The sequence below is a fragment of the Mangrovibacterium diazotrophicum genome, from assembly GCF_003610535.1.
Taxonomy (GTDB): domain Bacteria; phylum Bacteroidota; class Bacteroidia; order Bacteroidales; family Prolixibacteraceae; genus Mangrovibacterium; species Mangrovibacterium diazotrophicum.
In genome coordinates, this window is sequence record NZ_RAPN01000002.1 from 293,718 (window position 1) to 310,471 (window position 16,754).

Consider the following 16,754-nt stretch of genomic DNA (forward strand, 5'->3'; position numbering starts at 1 on the left):
TTTGTTTTTAGAAGAGTGAAGTCACATCCAGGCGCCTGAAATACTGGTAGGCGAATTCGATGTTCTCGATGACAATAGTCGCTTCCTGGGCGTTGAAATCGGAAATGTCCCATTTCACCGGCCAGGCTTTGATAAAGTTCCATCCCTGAATCGGAATGTGATCTCCGTTGAGCAGGATCACAGTCATGTCGTGTGGCTCGAAAGCGTAACTCTCCACCGAATCTTTAAACCATTGCATCAGCTGCGATCCGACCAGCATGCCGCGCTTCAACACCAAATTGGGGTAGCTAACCGGGTTCGGAAGTTTGTGTTTGAAACGGTTCTCCCCGCCTTCATGATATTCTTCCACGGTCACCTCGGCATTGATTCCGGAAACGGATTGAAAGCCGATATCCGGAATTCCCGGGTACTTGAGCAGCAGCCCTTCGAACCGAACAATGAAATGAAAACCAACCGGTGGATAGAAAAGTGCCATAGTAATTAAGCTTCGTTTTACGAGAATTCAATCGTCAACCCTTCGTGGCAAAGCTCAATGCTTTCGATCGCCACTTCGTTGCCGGTCGAGTTCAGTGACGGCCCGTCAACTTTACACGGATAAGCGTCCTTGACCTTCCAGGCAACAACCGGAGCGTGCTCCTCGTTGAGCAGCGAAATTGTCAAATCGCGCCGTTCAATTTTATTAAGTTTGACTGTGTTTAGCCACTGGAAGAACTCGTTGTCGCCCTGAAAAACACCTCGCTTCAGCGTAATATTTGAATACTGCGGAATGCCAGGCATCTTGGTTACCTGATATTCGAGTGAGCTACCTTCGCGGTAATCGATATTTTGAAGCTCGACGGTCAACCCGGACACTTCGGTGAAGCCGATTCTGTTTCCACCCCATTCAACCTGGAAGTGAAAAACGCTAACTGGATAGTTAATAGCCATATCGTTTAGTTTTTAAGTATTAAAGTATTAAGATTCCTGCATTTTGTGCGAGAATTTCAAAATGATGAATTCCGCCGGACGAACAGCAGCCATTCCGATTTCAATAATCATCCGTCCTTCGAGGATGTCGATGGCCGTCATGGTTTCACCCAAGCCAACTTTCACGAAAAAGGCTTCGTTGGGTTTGGCGCCAGCCAAAGCGCCGTCTCGCCAAAGTGTGGTCAGAAAGTTCTCGATCATCGTCTTGGTTCGCAGCCAGGTATTTGCGTCATTCGGCTCGAAGACCACAAATTCGGTTGCCTTTTTCACCGATTCCTCAATGAAAATATACAGTCGGCGAACCGGCACGTAGCGCCATTCGTTGTCGTTTCCCGCCAACGTTCGTGATCCCCAGACCAGTGTTCCTTTGCCCGCAAATACGCGGATGGCATTGATGGACTTACCGGTTGAAGCATCTACATTCAGCGCTTCCTGTTCCTGGTGCGTAATCTTGGTAACCGGACCAACAACCGACCGCACACCCACATTGGCAGGCGCTTTCCACACACCGCGATCCCGGTCAACGCGAGCGTAAATTCCGGCTACTGCTCCGCAGGGAGAAAGCACAACGCGTTTCTTGGCAATCTCGGCCAAAATGGTTCGGTACAAACTAGGCTCACTAGAAGCGAGCGTTGCCAGGCTTGTACCGGTCAAATCAGCGATGGCACCACCACCAGTTTGATTGTGTGTATTAATCTCGACCGCAGTCTCGTCAAATCCGTAATTCAATGTGGTTTCGAGGAAGGGATAATAGGAAGCTCCATACTTCAGGTAGTCGTTACCAAGTGATCCGCGATAAGCTGTTGCATCGTCGCCGTACATATCAGCAATCGTAAAGCGATCCTGTAGTTTGTTGCAATGGGTCAGCGACGCCTGGATGACCTGCCCGTATTCGCCGACATTACCCAGCGAAACGGCATCAGGAAAAACCAACAACGTAGGTTCGTCCACCGTTTCCAGCAATGCAATACGATCACTGAGAACCGATTGCGACACACCCGACGAATAATCGCCAACCGACAGGATGTAACAATCTCCGCCACCGTTATTGAAAAACATTTGCAGCTGGTAGTACATCTTGAATTCAGAAACCGAAGGAACAGCAACTGTCACCGAACGGTCGGTCACTTCGTTGCTTGAATTGACTGTGTCGTTCAGCGTAACCACGATGTCCTCGTTGTTGGGGCCGCCAAATATTTCGGCATATTCCAACAGCGAAGAAATTCGGATTGCCTTTCCGGTCACCCCAACACCATCCTGCACAGCCACCGCCGTGTAACCGATGAAGGCCGGTATCGCCGTTTCAACCCCGGCGACAGACGCCGGTAAAGTGGAAATCTCTTCGATATAAACTCCCGGAGTTTTATAAATTGCCATAAGTCTGATTTTTTAGATTATCGTGATTCGTGTTAGGATTCCTGAAGTTTGTGCGAGAATTTCAGGATAATAAATTCGGCCGGTCGAACTGCAGCCATGCCGATCTCAATGTTCATGCGGCCTTCCAGAATGTCGAGTGCGGTCATCGTTTCACCAAGGCCAACTTTCACGAAGAAGGCTTCTTCGGGTTTGGCACCGGCTAAAGCACCATCGCGCCACAAACCGGACAGGAAGTTTTCGATCATCGTTTTAGTTCGAAGCCAGGTTTTCGCGTCATTTGGTTCGAAGACCACGAACTCGGTTGCTTTTTTCACCGACTCCTCCACAAAAATGAAAAACCGCCGAACAGGAACGTAGCGCCACTCATTATCGTTGCCCGCCAGCGTTCGTGCCCCCCAAACGATGATTCCTTTTCCTGAAAAATTACGAATGACATTGATCGACTTGCCGGAAGTGGCATCCACATTCAGGTTCATCTGCTGCTCGTTGGTCACCAAAACCGTTGGATTTTTCACCATTCGCAGACTGACATTTGCCGGCGCCTTCCAGACCCCGCGATTGTTATCGACTCGTGCGTACACTCCGGCCATCGTTGCTGATGGATAGAGGGTTATTTCAAATTTCTTTTTAATGGTTTTGACAATGTTGTTGTAGAGCGTTTTATCCGCTGTTAGTCCATCCGATCCGCCAGCCAGCGTCGCACCTGAAAGGGTTATTCCGTTACCAGTGCCACTATCCGTGTAAACCAAAGCAATGCTGTTTCCGGCGTCACCTGATGTTGCCGTAATGGTGATCACATTGGCTGCAACCTCCGCGGTGTAATCCGCATCGCCCAAGACAACAATCGCTGCGTGGATGGACGCTGCCGCATCGTCGTTGGAAGCCCCGGCTTGCCAATCCAGTGCGGCTCCTTCTGTTATTGCCTGTCCGTTAATCGTGATGATATCGTCAGCCAGTACATTAAAATCAGTGACGGTAATTGTTCCGGTTGCAGCAACAGCAGCAGCACCTCCGACCAAAACATCGGCCAAAGTATTTCCACCGGTAAAGGTTCCTCCGGTCCGACTGTCTGTGACCGCCACACCCGAGTTTTCGAAGTTTAGACTTATTGTTGTTTTCAGCGACGGATAATACGAAGCTCCGTATTTCAGGTAATCAGGCCCAACATCAGCCCGAAATCCAATTCCGTCGGCATCAGCTGTTCCTCCCAATACGGACACATCCATAATGGCAAAGCGATCCTGCAACTTGTTACACTGCGTCAGCATATCGTCGTTGATGGTTTTCCGGTTCGAAGGGCTCAACACAACTGCTTCCGGCACAACCAACAAGGTTACTTCGTCTTCCTTTTCAACAGCGGTCACGCCTGCCTGCAACTCGCCCACGCTCACCAAAGTGCCCGGATCAGCCGGTACCGGCAAGGCCGCGTAAGTGCCAACCGATACGATATAGCAAGGCCCACCGCCGTTGGCAAAATACATTTGAAGGTTATAGTAAAGCGTATAAGGCGACAAAGCCGTTGCCGCCGCAACAGCAATCGTCGTATTTGCTTCTGTTACATCAGGGCCTGTGAGTGTAGCGACCAAACTTTCATCGAAAGCTCCGCCAAAGATCTCTTCAAACTCGAGCATCGAAGTAACACGAACCGGTTTATTTGCCGGCAGCGTTTCCCCGTCCTTCTCGCGTTTTTCCGTGTAACCGATGAATGCGGGAATCGCCGTGGCGACCGGAGCTACCGAAGCCGGTAACTTCGATATTTCTTCAACATATACACCGGGTGTTTTGTAAATGGCCATAATCGTTCGCTTTAATTATTTTATTTCATCTGTTTTATATGTAGAGGTAGACTTCTGATTCGGGATTGCCGCTGACCTGCTTCATTGCGCCACCAGGAGCAGGATTTGGCAGATTGGCTACGAGTATTTGATTTCCGGGTGCTCTCCGAAGCTGAAGACTGGTTTTAGGTATTTCGAAAAAAGGAATTCCCTGGGTCGACTGAAATACCAGGGCCTGCTGGTCGTTAACCTGAATATCATATTTCAATACCGAGGCTGAGGCATTTACAGCTCCGGTTCCATTGATCGCCAAACGCAAAGAATTAGCTGTATCCGCAGGCGATGCCCCCTTCGTAAAATCAGTTCCTTCAGTGAAATCAGTTCCTTCAATTGAAATTGTATACCCTGTTGCGGCATTGTTCACAATCGTAATTGTGCCGGTTGCAGCTACTCCTGTTTGACCGCCGGACAAACTTTCGCCGGACAAAATAACAGCAGGAAACTCTTCCACTCCGCTGTAACTCATACCTATTGAATTTCCTGCTGGTCCTGTTGCATCAGCTGCAATTTTCAGGCTTGCGTAAGCACGGCTAAATTGATTTATGCTGTAAGGGGTTCCCGTAGTGGCCCCGTTGTCGTTTATTGAAATGGTATCGGAATTGAAATCGATGTTCGAGCATTTGTTGACCACAAAATATTTCCACACGGTGCTGGCACGCCGAAACTGTAGCCGATATTCCTCCGTCGGCCCATACAGATGCCCGCTTCCGGTTTCGTAGACCAGTTCGACCACACCCAAAATCTGCTGCCGGGCCAAACTGTCATCCACATAAATTTTTTCCTGCAACAGCGTCGTTGTTCCGGCCTGATCCAAAACTGTAATTGTATATCTGCCACTGATCTTGCTTCTCAAATCAACTTGAACGTTAAATTCATTAACCGAAGAAATCGTCAAATTCAGCGTAATAGGAAAAGGAACGCCGTCGGTGTCCTTCCCAACAGAAACGGGTGTACCTGCCGAATCGGTAACCTGAAATTTGACCACTGCCGGATTTCCGCTGACCCGAAAGGCGTAAGTAAATAGCTTGGCCCGAAGCGAATCCAGTAGACTGTGCCCGATGATCTCAGGATTGGCTGAATTCGACGAAGCTGCCACCGGCGAGTTTGTCAGGTAAAGGATTTTGCCGGAACTGTATTTTCGGCCGGGCGATTCATCCAATTGGGTCAAATTCAGGAAAGCAGGCAAATTAGTACATCTCAATGCAAATACGAAATGCTGATTCCCGGGCAACTCAACCAGAGGAGAAATACCATCTTCTACAGCCCGGTACAAAACAGTAATCCCGTGCGGAAGCCGCTTGAACAGCATCTTACCATTTTGCAGCAATCGCGCTGTTTCAGCCGTCGGGTCCAGGCGCACAAAACGATCCTGCCCGTCTTTGAAATATTCGTGCGCTACGTTTAGGTTGAAAAGTCGATGGTAGTTAATGTTCATTGGCTCTTGGTTTTACTATCGATACGAATATGCTCGATTGGAGCCGCAATGCCCGAAACTTGTCGTTCCTGGAAGGAAACGATCTTCAGTTTGTAGAGTACCGAGGGCAGATATTTTGCCCCAACCACAGTCCAGAAGTTGTAGAGTTGTTCAAAGGAATAGGAATACAATTCGATCACCAGACGTCGGAGATTGGGATCGTAATCAGCCAAAGCCGGCGAATTTTCCTGTGTGAAAACATTCTTTGCCTGGAAAAATGAAATGACAAACGAAAGCTGTTTCAAGCCCTCAACGTAATCGTCGGAAGAATCATTTGCCTTCTTGTCCTGGAAATTGGCAGAAATCAACACGTAAAGATTCAGCTTGATTTCCGGATTCAGGTATTCAACATTCCCGGAGTTATTAACCAGTGAATTTCGTTGGTCTTTGTAAACCCGCTCCTCTTCAATATTAATTAACGACACCCCAAGCGACTTGTCCGGGATAATTACCCCGTTACTCTCCGTGGCCACGCTCGTTAAAAATACCCGGTCAACGCCCGGCGTACCGGTGCGCAGTTGGAGGTATTGATTCAATTCGTTGGTAATAAAAGAAAGCGCTGTGTGTATCATTGCCTGCAAATAATGCTTTTTCAACCTTTGTTTTTTGAGAACTCCCAACAGTTGTTTTCAGGACACATTTTGGCGAAAAATATCGGCCCAAAGACCGCTGTCCGGAGCAACTTATTGTCAAAAATCCCTTTAGTGAAGCGAGGTTTTAGGAAAGGTAATCTGATCTCTCCACTACTTCAATCCCGTTTCTAATCGCGTTATTCCTATAAAATTACCAGGTTTCAATCCCGTATTCAATCCTCATTTTTGATGATTTTTCAGACAATTTTATCTTAAATAGAAAGCCTATCTTCAAATACTTTGCAAACCGCAGATTGAAGCCGTGCTTATTCCGGCATATTCCGACTCGAAATCTGATTTAGAGGACGACGCTTCTAATCGGATTTTGTATTTTAGGGCAAATTTTTATCATCGATGAACCCAGAAAAGGCTAAAGAAATAATTGGCGCGTTGCGCCACGAATTGGAAGAGCATAACTATCAATATTATGTGCTGTCGAACCCGACGATCAGCGATTACGAATTCGACATGAAGTTGAAAGAACTGGAAAAACTGGAAACCGAATTTCCGCAGTTCTTCGATCTGAATTCGCCAACGCAGCGTGTTGGAAGCGACCTCAACCAGGAATTTGTACAAGTGAAACACCAATACCCGATGCTTTCGCTGTCGAATACCTACTCCGAAACGGAGTTGATTGATTTTGACCAGCGCATTAAAAAACTGATTGATGAGCCTTACGAATTTGTTTGCGAGCTGAAGTTTGACGGAACATCGGTGAGCCTGATTTACGAAAACGGCAGCCTGTTGCGTGCTGTTACCCGCGGTGATGGAGAAAAAGGCGACGATGTAACCGCCAATGTTCGCACCATCCGCAGTATTCCGCTGAAACTAAAAGGCAACGATTTCCCGGCAGCTTTTGAAATGCGCGGTGAAATTTTATTGCCGTTTGCTGTATTTGCCGAATTGAACCAGGCACGCGAAGAAGCCGGCGATATGCCTTTTGCCAATCCGCGAAATGCCGCGTCGGGAACACTGAAAATGCAAAACGCTTCGGAAGTTGCCAAACGCAAACTAGATGCCTATTTCTATTACCTGCTCGGCGAAAACCTGCCGGAAGACGGGCACTACGAAAATCTGGAACGGGCTAAAGCTTGGGGATTCAAAATATCGGAACACACCAAAAAATGTGCAACCATACAGGAAGTCATCGACTTTATCAATTATTGGGATACCGAGCGCTTTAACCTGCCGGTAGCCACCGACGGTATTGTAATCAAGGTGAACTCGCGCCGTTTACAAAACAACCTCGGGTTTACTGCAAAATCGCCCCGCTGGGCGGTGGCTTACAAATTTAAAGCTGAACAGGTGAGCACCACGCTCGAGTCGGTTAGCTTCCAGGTTGGACGCACCGGTGCTGTGACCCCGGTTGCAAACCTCACCCCTGTCCTGCTCGCCGGAACAATCGTCAAACGTGCCTCCTTGCACAATGCCGACATCATCAATAAGCTCGATCTGCATTTCGAGGATGTTGTTTATGTGGAGAAAGGCGGCGAGATTATTCCGAAGATTGTGGATGTGAACGATAGTCTGCGCAAACCTGAGGCTCAGAAGGTGGAATTCATTCACAACTGTCCGGAATGTGGTACACCACTGGTCCGTCGCGACGGTGAAGCAGCGCATTACTGCCCAAACGAAACGGGCTGCGCGCCGCAGATCAAAGGAAAAATTGAACACTTTATCAGTCGTCGCGCCATGGATATTGATGGCTTGGGACAGGAAACCATTGAACTGCTCTACCAGCAGGGATTGATTCACAACAGCGCCGACTTGTATGAGTTGACCGCCGAACAACTGATTCCGTTGGAACGCATGGGCGAAAAATCAGCCGAACGCATTTTGAAAAGCCTGGATACTTCGAAAAACGTTCCTTTCGAACGTGTACTTTTTGCATTGGGAATCCGTTTTGTCGGCGAAACCGTTGCTAAAAAGCTGGCGCAAAAAATGGTCAGCATCGAAGCAATCGAAGCTGCAAACTTGGAGGATCTGACCAATATTGACGAAATTGGCGGTAAAATTGCCGAAAGCGTTTTGGCTTATTTTCAGAATGAGCAAAACGTAGAACTCATCAACCGGCTGAAAGCACAGGGACTTTGTTTCGAGCTGGATCATACGATTTTGAGTGAACGCAGTGACAAACTGGAAGGACTGAGCATCGTCATTTCCGGAACTTTCGAAAAATACTCGCGTGACGAGTTAAAAGACATGATCGAAAAGAACGGAGGGAAAAACGTCGGCTCCATTTCCAAGAAAACCTCTTACCTGCTGGCTGGAAGTAATGTCGGGCCATCAAAAATGGAGAAAGTCGAGAAATTGGGCATCCCGATAATTTCAGAAGACGAGTTTTTAAAAATGATTGAGTAAGCCTTCAGCGATTGGCTGAACAAAAAATACAGAGAAATCGAATGTGATTTCCGGTTATCAAAACTTGTGGATTTTTCGAATTTGATTACCAACGACCGGACGTTAATCACAAACAAATTCTTATTTTTGCGCACGTTTATATGGGATTAAAAAAGAGAGTAGTTTATTGGCAGCTTGGTCGCCTGGTAAAATCCAGACGACGCACCAAGAAATTCGTCAACCTGAACCACGCGCAAAACGTGGGAATAATTTGGAACGAGAATGATCGGGCTGCGTACGAAATGCTGAAGAAATATCTGAGCGACCATAAGATCCAGTGTAAAGAAATTTGCTATTCAACGGATCAGCGCGAGATTACTTTCAGCCCAAAAGATTTTACGTTCTTTGGTAAATCCAAAAAACCGGCTGTTGACGAATTTATCAACGAACGATTTGATTTGCTGCTTGATATCAGTTTGGCCGACAGCTTGGCTGTTCAAATTGTTCGGGCGCTTTCGCTAGCATCGTTTAAAGCCGGATGGAGTTTAGCGACTCCCAATTATTTCGATTTCAGTGTCGATGTCAGCCAACGCCGAGATGCGTATTTTCTGGCCGAGCAACTGATTCATTATTTAAATGAAATAAAATAAAAAACATAGCATGACACACCTTTTTAAAGGCGCAGGGGTTGCATTGATCACCCCGTTTAAAAATGATCTTTCGATTGATTTCAATGCCCTCGAGACCTTGGTTGAAGAGCAAATCAAAGGCGGAATGGACTACCTGGTTGCTTTGGGCACAACTGCAGAAACACCGACTTTAACTGCCGACGAGCAAAAAGAAGTAATCAGCTGCATCAAATCGAAGGTTAACAAGCGCGTGCCTGTCATGTTGGGTTTGGGCGGAAACGATCCATATAAAGTCATCAAGACCATCAACGACACCGACTTTGACGGCATCGACGGGATTCTTTCAGTGACACCTTATTACAATCGCCCTGCACAAGCGGGCTTGATTGAACATTATAAACTGATCGCCAACGCCTGCCCGGTACCGGTTGTATTGTACAACGTGCCATCGCGCACCGGCGTAAATATGGAATCGACAACTTCGGTGGCCATCGCCAAGGCTTGCCCGAACGTAATCGCCGTGAAAGAAGCATCGGGTGAATCGTCTCAGGTTGCCAAAATGGTGAAACACGGACCGGATCATTTTGCCGTGATCTCGGGCGACGATGTGTTGGCGCTGCCAATCATTGCTGTTGGTGGAATTGGCGTGATCTCGGTGATTGCAAATGCTCTTCCAAAACAATTGTCGGACCTGATTCATTTTGCACTCGACGGAAAATACAACGAGGCCCGCGAACTGCACCTCAAACTGGTCGATCTGTTCAAACTGCTGTTCCGCGAAGGAAACCCGGCCGGAATTAAAGCATTGATGGAAATTTTGGGCCAGGCCAACAGCAATGTTCGCCTACCACTTTTCGAGGCCAGCGCCGAATTGCGTAAAGATTTGGAAGACGAACTGAAACGGATATTATAGTCCTCAGCTGATCACGATTTATTGACGAGACCATTGAAATCAGCTGCATTTTCAGCTGGATTCAATGGTTTTCTGTTATCTGTTTTTTTATTTGCTAATTTCGAATACTGTTAATTTAAATGATATCAACCATGAAAGTTGAATTTCCGGAAATCCCATCTCCTTGTTTCGTGTTGGAAGAAAACCTATTGCGTAAAAACCTGGAACTGATTCAATCCGTTTCAAAGCGTGCGGGTGTCGAAATCATTCTGGCTTTCAAAGGATTTGCCATGTGGAGCGCGTTCCCGATTGTTCGCGAATACATCAGCGGGGCAACTGCCAGTTCACTGCACGAAGCCAAACTTTGTTTCGAGGAGATGAAAACGGAGGCACATACTTATGCCCCTGTTTACGACATGGAGACTTTCCCGGAGATCATCCAACTTTCGAGCCACATTACTTTCAACTCGCTGAGTCAGTACGAGCGTTTTTACCCAATGATCCAGAAATCGGGCAAGAAAATATCGGTTGCCCTGCGTGTCAATCCGGAGTTCTCGGAAGTAGAGACTGAATTGTACAATCCCTGTGCGCCCGGCTCTCGTCTTGGCGTTATTGCCGAGCAAATTGGCGACAACTTACCGGAAGGTATTGATGGCTTGCACTTCCACACCCTTTGCGAATCGTATTCAACCGATTTGGAAAAAACATTGATGGCAGTTGAAGAGAAGTTCGGCAAATTTCTGAAACAAGTGAAGTGGCTTAACATGGGTGGCGGCCACCTGATGACCCGCAAAGGCTACAATGTAGAACACCTAATTGAATTGCTGAAAGGCCTTCAAACTCGCTATCCGAACCTGCACATCATCATGGAACCGGGAAGCGCTTTTGCATGGGAAACCGGTTTCCTGAAAGCTTCGGTTTTAGATTTGGTAGAAAACAAAGGAATCAAAACTGCCATGGTGAATGTGTCGTTCGCAGCACACATGCCCGATTGCCTGGAAATGCCTTACCAGCCCCGCATCCGGAATTCGGTGTTTGGCCCGGTTAGCGGCAAACCAACTTACCGCATGGGTGGCAATACCTGCCTGAGTGGCGATTATTACGGCTATTGGTCGTTTGAAGATGAACTGGAAATTGGCGACGATTTGATTCTGGAAGACATGATCCATTACACGATGGTGAAAACCACTTTCTTCAACGGGGTTCAGCATCCGTCCATCGGCATGATTAAATCGAATGGCGAATTTCAATTGATCCGTAAATTCGGCTACGAAGACTACAAGGGGAAACTTAGTTAGGAAATTTAAGCTCTTCGTCGAAGCGCTTCATTTTTGATTCTCTCATCCAGGAAGTTCGACATGAGCAGATCAACCTGTTGCGCGTGTTTCTGAAGGTTCATCAGGGAAATGCCAACCAGTGCTAAAATCATCAATCCGGCATAGGATAGGAAAATGACATCCCAACCAAAGTGTGTTTTCAACTGACCCATGAGCCAGGCTCCAAACGAAATACCAATGTTGGAAACCGCCATGTAAAGCGCAAATTGTGTCGCAGCAATTCGCTTCCAGCACAGTTGCATGGCTATGGCAAATATGGCTACCGTGGCAAAGGTATCGAGCGCGTAGAACAGAATAAAGAATCCTTTCACAAACCAGGTCGTCGCCCAATATTCATGAAACAGGGCCATCGACACCGTGAGGGCAAACATTAAAATTGCAAAGAGGGAAATCATTCTTCTTTTCCCCCAGAAATCAATCATCAGCCCGGCAACTGCCATGGCTAACACACCTGTTATCAAATTCGTAGTTGAAAAGACACTCGAGTAATCAACGTCCGTCCAATTGAGATTCTGGACGGTAAAAACAGGCAGAATCGCATCCATTAGTCCACTACCGATGGACAAGCAAAGCGCGGCAAATCCCATCGCCAAACTAGCAGGTAAAAATATAACCTGCAGCAAACTGCGAACAATCGCCCGCCAGTTTTGTGAATCCCAATAAATAGCTTCAGGATCAGCCTTTCCTCTCGACCAGGGAAACCGTTTTTCGCAACTCCGTTCTTTCATAAAAACAGGAACGAGCATGATCAAACTTAAAATGGCAGCCAAGGAAATCATCGCCCAGAAATAGCCTTGAGAGTCAATCAAAAAACTACACAAAGCAACTGTCGCAGCAATTCCCAAAATTTTGGCACCCCACATCAATCCGTTTGCGCGTGCATGCTGACGTCGGGGTAATAAATCGATCGCCATGCCGTCCGTCGAAACATCCTGGAATACGCCGAACAAGCTGCTCAGAAAGCCAATCACCATTAAAGCAGGTAAATTGCTCAGCGGATTGGGAACAAAAGCCAAACCTACAAGCCCGGCCGTCAATCCGATTTGCCCGAATAACAGCCAGGGTTTTCGTCGCCCCATTGGCAAATAGGCAAATCGGTCGGTAAAAGGTGCAGCTATAATTTTTAAGCTCCACGGTAGCGCAATAACGGCAATAAAACCGCTTATTGCTCCCGGAGAAATTCCATTCATCGCAAACCAGGCCGGTAGCGAATACATGAGTAATCCCTGCGGAATTCCTTGTGCGAAGTACAGCAATGTAAACGCAATGTACCTCAACAAGGCACTTTCCGATAACGATGTCATAGGGAGGGGTTTTGAATAACCACGGTCCAGAGTTATCATGTCTGGCGAATTTGAGCGTCCAAAAAATGTATCGTCGTAAATACTAAGTCAGAGTAATTCACTATCTCTGTCCGTTTTGAGATAGTTTATCGGGCAATTTCAGACTTAAAGGTACGATATGTGACTAATCCAATGCAAGTCTTTTCACCCGCTATTAGCAATTAATAACAAAAAACTGTTTATTATTCAGCCTTGGTAAGCTAAACCAATTCAATGTTGAACTGTTTTGTGGGTGAAACCTGACAGGATAAAAAACCAGGAATTTTGAGAAATGGAAAATAAAAAACAACGCAAAAGAATATCGCTAGCCTCCCTACGTAAAACATTACGACTTTACAAGTTCATGAAACCTTACCGCGCCGAATTTTTCACGGGGCTGGTATTTCTACTGTTAACAAGTGTCGCCACATTGGCTTTTCCCCGTTTACTCGGTATTTTGGTCGACCTTGGGACAACAGGAAAGTCGCAGCATGAAATCAACCAGATCGTTTTGGTGTTGGCCGGTGTTTTGGTATTGCAGGCCATTTCCAGTTTTATCCGTACCAACATGTTTGTGCGGGTAACGTCGAAAACATTGGCATCGATTCGCCAATACACCTACAGCCATTTGATCCGATTACCCATGAGCTTCTTTTTGAAACGTCGGGTCGGAGAATTGAATAGCCGCATTTCGTCGGACATTTCGCTGCTCGAAGATACATTGACCTCGACCGTTGCTGACTTCTTAAGAACCATGCTGATCATTGCCGGAGGTATTACTTTCCTGTTTTTTATCTCAGCCCAACTGACCTTATTTATGTTGGCGGTTTTACCTGTCGTAGTTATCATCGCGGTTGTCTTCGGACGATTCATCAAAGGATACTCGAAAAAAGTGCAACAAGGAGTTGCCGACTCGAACACCATTGTCGAAGAAACCCTGCAGGGCGTTCAGAATGTGAAAGCATACGCCAACGAGTTTTTTGAAATCGGACGCTATACCGGAAAAACAAACGAGGTGGCTGCGACCGGAATAAAAGGTGGAGTTTACCGGGCATCCTTTTCGGCCTTTATGATTGTGGGCATGTTTGGTGCAATGGTAGCTGTCATTTGGCGAGGCACCAGCATGATTTCGACCGGGCAAATTGATGCCGGACAATTGTTCTCGTTTGTACTTTACACTGCCTTTATTGCCGGGATGATGGGTGGTTTGGCCGACGTTTATGCACGTTTGCAAAAAGCCATTGGCGCAACCGAGAACCTATTGGAAATTCTGGACGAGCCTATCGAAGAGGTAGCTCCTCAAAATCTGATTCCTGCTGAAAAACTATTGAAAGGAAATATCGACTTCCAACACGTTTCTTTCCGCTACCCCAACCGACCGGACACAGATATATTGCAAGATATTTCAGTTTCAATCAAGGCCAATCAACAAATTGCACTTGTTGGGCCCAGTGGTGCCGGAAAATCAACAATCGTCAACTTGCTGATGAATTTTTATGAGCCAGCTGCCGGAAAAATCCTGATTGATGGTCGGGATATTCAATCAATCCCGCTGACTGAATTGCGTCAGCAAATAGCTGTGGTTCCGCAGGATGTTTTCCTGTTCGGCGGAACAATTCGCGAAAACATTGCTTACGGTCGTCACGAAGCCAGCAACGAAGAAATTATTGAAGCAGCCAAAAATGCCAATGCCTGGTCGTTTATTCAGGAATCGCCCCACGGATTGGACAGCCTTGTTGGCGAACGGGGAATCCAGCTATCGGGCGGACAGCGCCAGCGGATTGCGATTGCCCGTGCCATGCTGAAAAACCCGCGTATTCTGATTTTGGACGAAGCGACCTCTGCGCTCGACTCCGAATCGGAACGCCAGGTTCAGGAAGCATTGGAAAAACTGATGACCGGACGCACATCCATTGTTATTGCGCACCGCTTGTCAACCATTCGCCAGGCCGACCAGATTTTGGTGCTCGACTTCGGTAAAATCATTCAAAAAGGAACGCATGCCGAATTGATAGAAGATATTTCCGGTCTGTACTATACGTTGAGCGAACTTCAGTTTACCAACTGATGGACAAGTTGGATTTGGAAAAATTGGAACTCGAAACTTGAAACCCGTAACTTCCGACTAACACCCTTTTCCTCCATTTTGACAAGAGTATTCAAACTGCAGGGTCACGTGAGTAATATTGAAATCGTGGTGCAGGACTTCATTCATCGCCTCATCAATCGATCTTGTTTGGGAAAGTTGAAGATCGGCATTTAGCTCCACATGCGCCTCAAAATGGATACTGTGGTCGGTTAAGCGCCAGATGTGAATGTGGTATACCTGCTTCACGCCTGCTACCCCTTCAAGCTTCTGCTTCACCACATCGGGATCGATCGACGATGGTGCAAACTGCATCAAAATCTCGGTCGATTCTTTCAATAGCTGGTAGGTGTGCACCAACAGGTAAATACTAATTAGAAGGGTCACCAGCGGATCAATCCATGTCCAGCCCCATGCCCAAATGAACACGGCTCCTACGATTACCGCTAACGAAGTGAGTGCATCACCCAAGAGGTGCAGGTAAGCTGCTTTCACGTTCAAATTACTATCGTGATCGTCGTGCAGTAGAAACACGGAGAAGCCGTTGGCTACAAAACCAAGAAATCCCAGTCCCAGCATCCATTTGAAGTCGACTTCCTGAGGGTTGGCAAAACGATCAACCGCCTCAATCATCAGGTAAAACGAAATAGCGATCAACACCAGCGAATTAATGAAAGCAGCCAGTATCTCGGCCCGTTTGTAGCCAAACGAGTGTTTGGCCGTTTTTTCGCGATGTCCTAACCGATCGGCGATGTATGCCAGCAGTACGGCAACACCATCACTCAAATTGTGAATCGCATCCGAAATCAAAGCTAAACTTCCACTAATAACTCCACCGATAACCTGTGCGACTGTAATAACAATATTCAACAAGAAAGTTATACCAAGCCGGTTGTGCGAATGGTGGTGGTGATGATGTGCGTGATCGTGTCCCATAATCAAAATTCTAACGAACTTATATTTTCCTGTTGAAAGTAGTGAAATAAAAACCGACAGTCGATTTCTCTCAGCTTTCGGACAAAAACTTCAGAAATTATTTAAAACTCTCCCTGCAATAACAGCTCACAAGTCCTCCCAGTTCTCTATTTGAGTTTTCAATTTTGAATAATCTTTTCAGACTTCGGCTGAGCTGTTATATTTGCATTACAATAGAATACAAATGAAAGTAAGCTTTATTTTGGTTGAGCCTGCCGTTCCTGAAAATGTAGGCGCCGCAGCACGAGCAATGAAAACGATGGGATTTGCGGATATGCGGCTGGTCAATCCCTGCGACCATTTGAGCGAGCCGGCCCGTTGGCTGGCGCACGCCTCAAACGACATTCTTGAGAATGCTTTGGTTTTTCCGGATTTTGAAGAGGCTGTCAAAGATCTTGACTTTATTATCGGCACATCGGCCAAGCAGCGCGGGGTAAAAGAAGACTATTACTCAACCCGCGACCTCGTTAAAATCATTCAAACCAAAGGTAAGTCTGTCAAACATTTGGGAATTGTTTTTGGGCGGGAAGACAGCGGTTTACGCAACGAGGAACTCCGCCGTTGCGATATGGTGAGCACTGTTCCCTTGCAAACCACCTACCCCAGCCTCAACCTGGCACAGGCCATCATGCTTTATGCGTATGAGCTCAGCCAAATCCATCAATCCGCAGAGATAGAGGAAAAACCCGAAGTGAATGAAAACGGATTTCGGGCACTGAAAGATAAAAGCAGCAAACTACTGCTCGAGCTTGATTTTAAAGAAGAGTCAGCGATTTACCCCCGCATCTTGGAACGACTAAACCTGTTGGGTGAGAGTGACATTCACCTGTTACATTCTATTTGCAACAAATATTTTGAGAAAATGAGTAAAACCTGATGCAACGTTCCG

Annotated in this window: 14 protein-coding genes; 6 read left to right on the forward strand and 8 right to left on the reverse strand. The window is 46.8% G+C overall.

Annotated elements, in window-relative coordinates:
* Window positions 1-7 precede the first annotated feature (7 nt).
* From BC643_RS17355 to BC643_RS17380, 6 genes are read right to left on the reverse strand one after another with little or no spacing between them, the layout of a single operon-like run.
* Window positions 8-475 (reverse strand): phage tail protein, encoded by a 468-nt coding sequence (locus BC643_RS17355; RefSeq protein WP_120274534.1) that lies wholly within the window; start codon window positions 473-475, stop codon window positions 8-10.
* Window positions 476-492: 17 nt separating this feature from the next.
* Entirely contained in the window at window positions 493-927 is a 435-nt protein-coding gene (locus BC643_RS17360) for a phage tail protein (RefSeq protein ID WP_211338127.1), read from the reverse strand.
* A 27-nt stretch (window positions 928-954) separates the two neighbouring features.
* Window positions 955-2,343 (reverse strand): phage tail sheath family protein, encoded by a 1,389-nt coding sequence (locus BC643_RS17365; protein ID WP_120274535.1) that lies wholly within the window; start codon window positions 2,341-2,343, stop codon window positions 955-957.
* A 32-nt stretch (window positions 2,344-2,375) separates the two neighbouring features.
* On the reverse strand, window positions 2,376-4,139 hold the full coding sequence (locus tag BC643_RS17370; protein WP_120274536.1) for a phage tail sheath family protein: 1,764 nt from the start codon (window positions 4,137-4,139) through the stop codon (window positions 2,376-2,378).
* 34 nt (window positions 4,140-4,173) lie between these two features.
* The gene (locus tag BC643_RS17375; RefSeq protein WP_120274537.1) at window positions 4,174-5,613 is read right to left on the reverse strand and encodes a hypothetical protein; all 1,440 of its coding nucleotides are present in this window, start codon (window positions 5,611-5,613) and stop codon (window positions 4,174-4,176) included.
* A complete protein-coding gene (locus BC643_RS17380) occupies window positions 5,610-6,248 on the reverse strand; it encodes a DUF4255 domain-containing protein (RefSeq protein ID WP_147377259.1) in 639 nt (212 codons plus the stop codon). Before BC643_RS17380 ends, BC643_RS17375 begins: the two co-directional genes overlap by 4 nt.
* A gap of 390 nt (window positions 6,249-6,638) precedes the next feature.
* Here BC643_RS17380 and ligA point away from each other — a divergent pair, with 390 nt between their 5' ends.
* From ligA to nspC, 4 genes are all read left to right on the forward strand, one after another.
* Window positions 6,639-8,645, forward strand: coding sequence for an NAD-dependent DNA ligase LigA (gene ligA, locus BC643_RS17385; RefSeq protein WP_120274539.1), 2,007 nt, complete (start codon window positions 6,639-6,641; stop codon window positions 8,643-8,645).
* A gap of 140 nt (window positions 8,646-8,785) precedes the next feature.
* Window positions 8,786-9,274 carry a DUF6913 domain-containing protein gene (locus BC643_RS17390; RefSeq protein ID WP_120274540.1) on the forward strand — a complete coding sequence of 163 codons (489 nt, stop codon included), beginning with the start codon at window positions 8,786-8,788 and terminating at the stop codon, window positions 9,272-9,274.
* A 10-nt stretch (window positions 9,275-9,284) separates the two neighbouring features.
* A complete protein-coding gene (gene dapA, locus BC643_RS17395; protein WP_120274541.1) occupies window positions 9,285-10,166 on the forward strand; it encodes a 4-hydroxy-tetrahydrodipicolinate synthase in 882 nt (293 codons plus the stop codon).
* Window positions 10,167-10,297: 131 nt separating this feature from the next.
* Window positions 10,298-11,443 carry a carboxynorspermidine decarboxylase gene (gene nspC / locus BC643_RS17400; RefSeq protein ID WP_120274701.1) on the forward strand — a complete coding sequence of 382 codons (1,146 nt, stop codon included), beginning with the start codon at window positions 10,298-10,300 and terminating at the stop codon, window positions 11,441-11,443.
* A 5-nt stretch (window positions 11,444-11,448) separates the two neighbouring features.
* Here nspC and BC643_RS17405 read toward each other — a convergent pair whose 3' ends face one another.
* On the reverse strand, window positions 11,449-12,786 hold the full coding sequence (locus BC643_RS17405) for an MFS transporter (RefSeq protein ID WP_170154608.1): 1,338 nt from the start codon (window positions 12,784-12,786) through the stop codon (window positions 11,449-11,451).
* A 382-nt stretch (window positions 12,787-13,168) separates the two neighbouring features.
* Here BC643_RS17405 and BC643_RS17410 point away from each other — a divergent pair, with 382 nt between their 5' ends.
* Window positions 13,169-14,872, forward strand: a complete 1,704-nt coding sequence (locus tag BC643_RS17410) for an ABC transporter ATP-binding protein (protein ID WP_211338128.1) — start codon at window positions 13,169-13,171, stop codon at window positions 14,870-14,872.
* Window positions 14,873-14,929: 57 nt separating this feature from the next.
* On the opposite strand, the gene BC643_RS17415 is transcribed toward BC643_RS17410, so the two are convergent.
* On the reverse strand, window positions 14,930-15,826 hold the full coding sequence (locus tag BC643_RS17415) for a cation diffusion facilitator family transporter (protein ID WP_120274544.1): 897 nt from the start codon (window positions 15,824-15,826) through the stop codon (window positions 14,930-14,932).
* A gap of 223 nt (window positions 15,827-16,049) precedes the next feature.
* Between BC643_RS17415 and BC643_RS17420 the strand changes: the two genes are divergently transcribed.
* Window positions 16,050-16,742: a tRNA/rRNA methyltransferase gene (locus tag BC643_RS17420; protein ID WP_120274545.1), complete on the forward strand. Its 693-nt coding sequence runs from the start codon at window positions 16,050-16,052 to the stop codon at window positions 16,740-16,742.
* The last annotated feature ends 12 nt before the right edge of the window (window positions 16,743-16,754 follow it).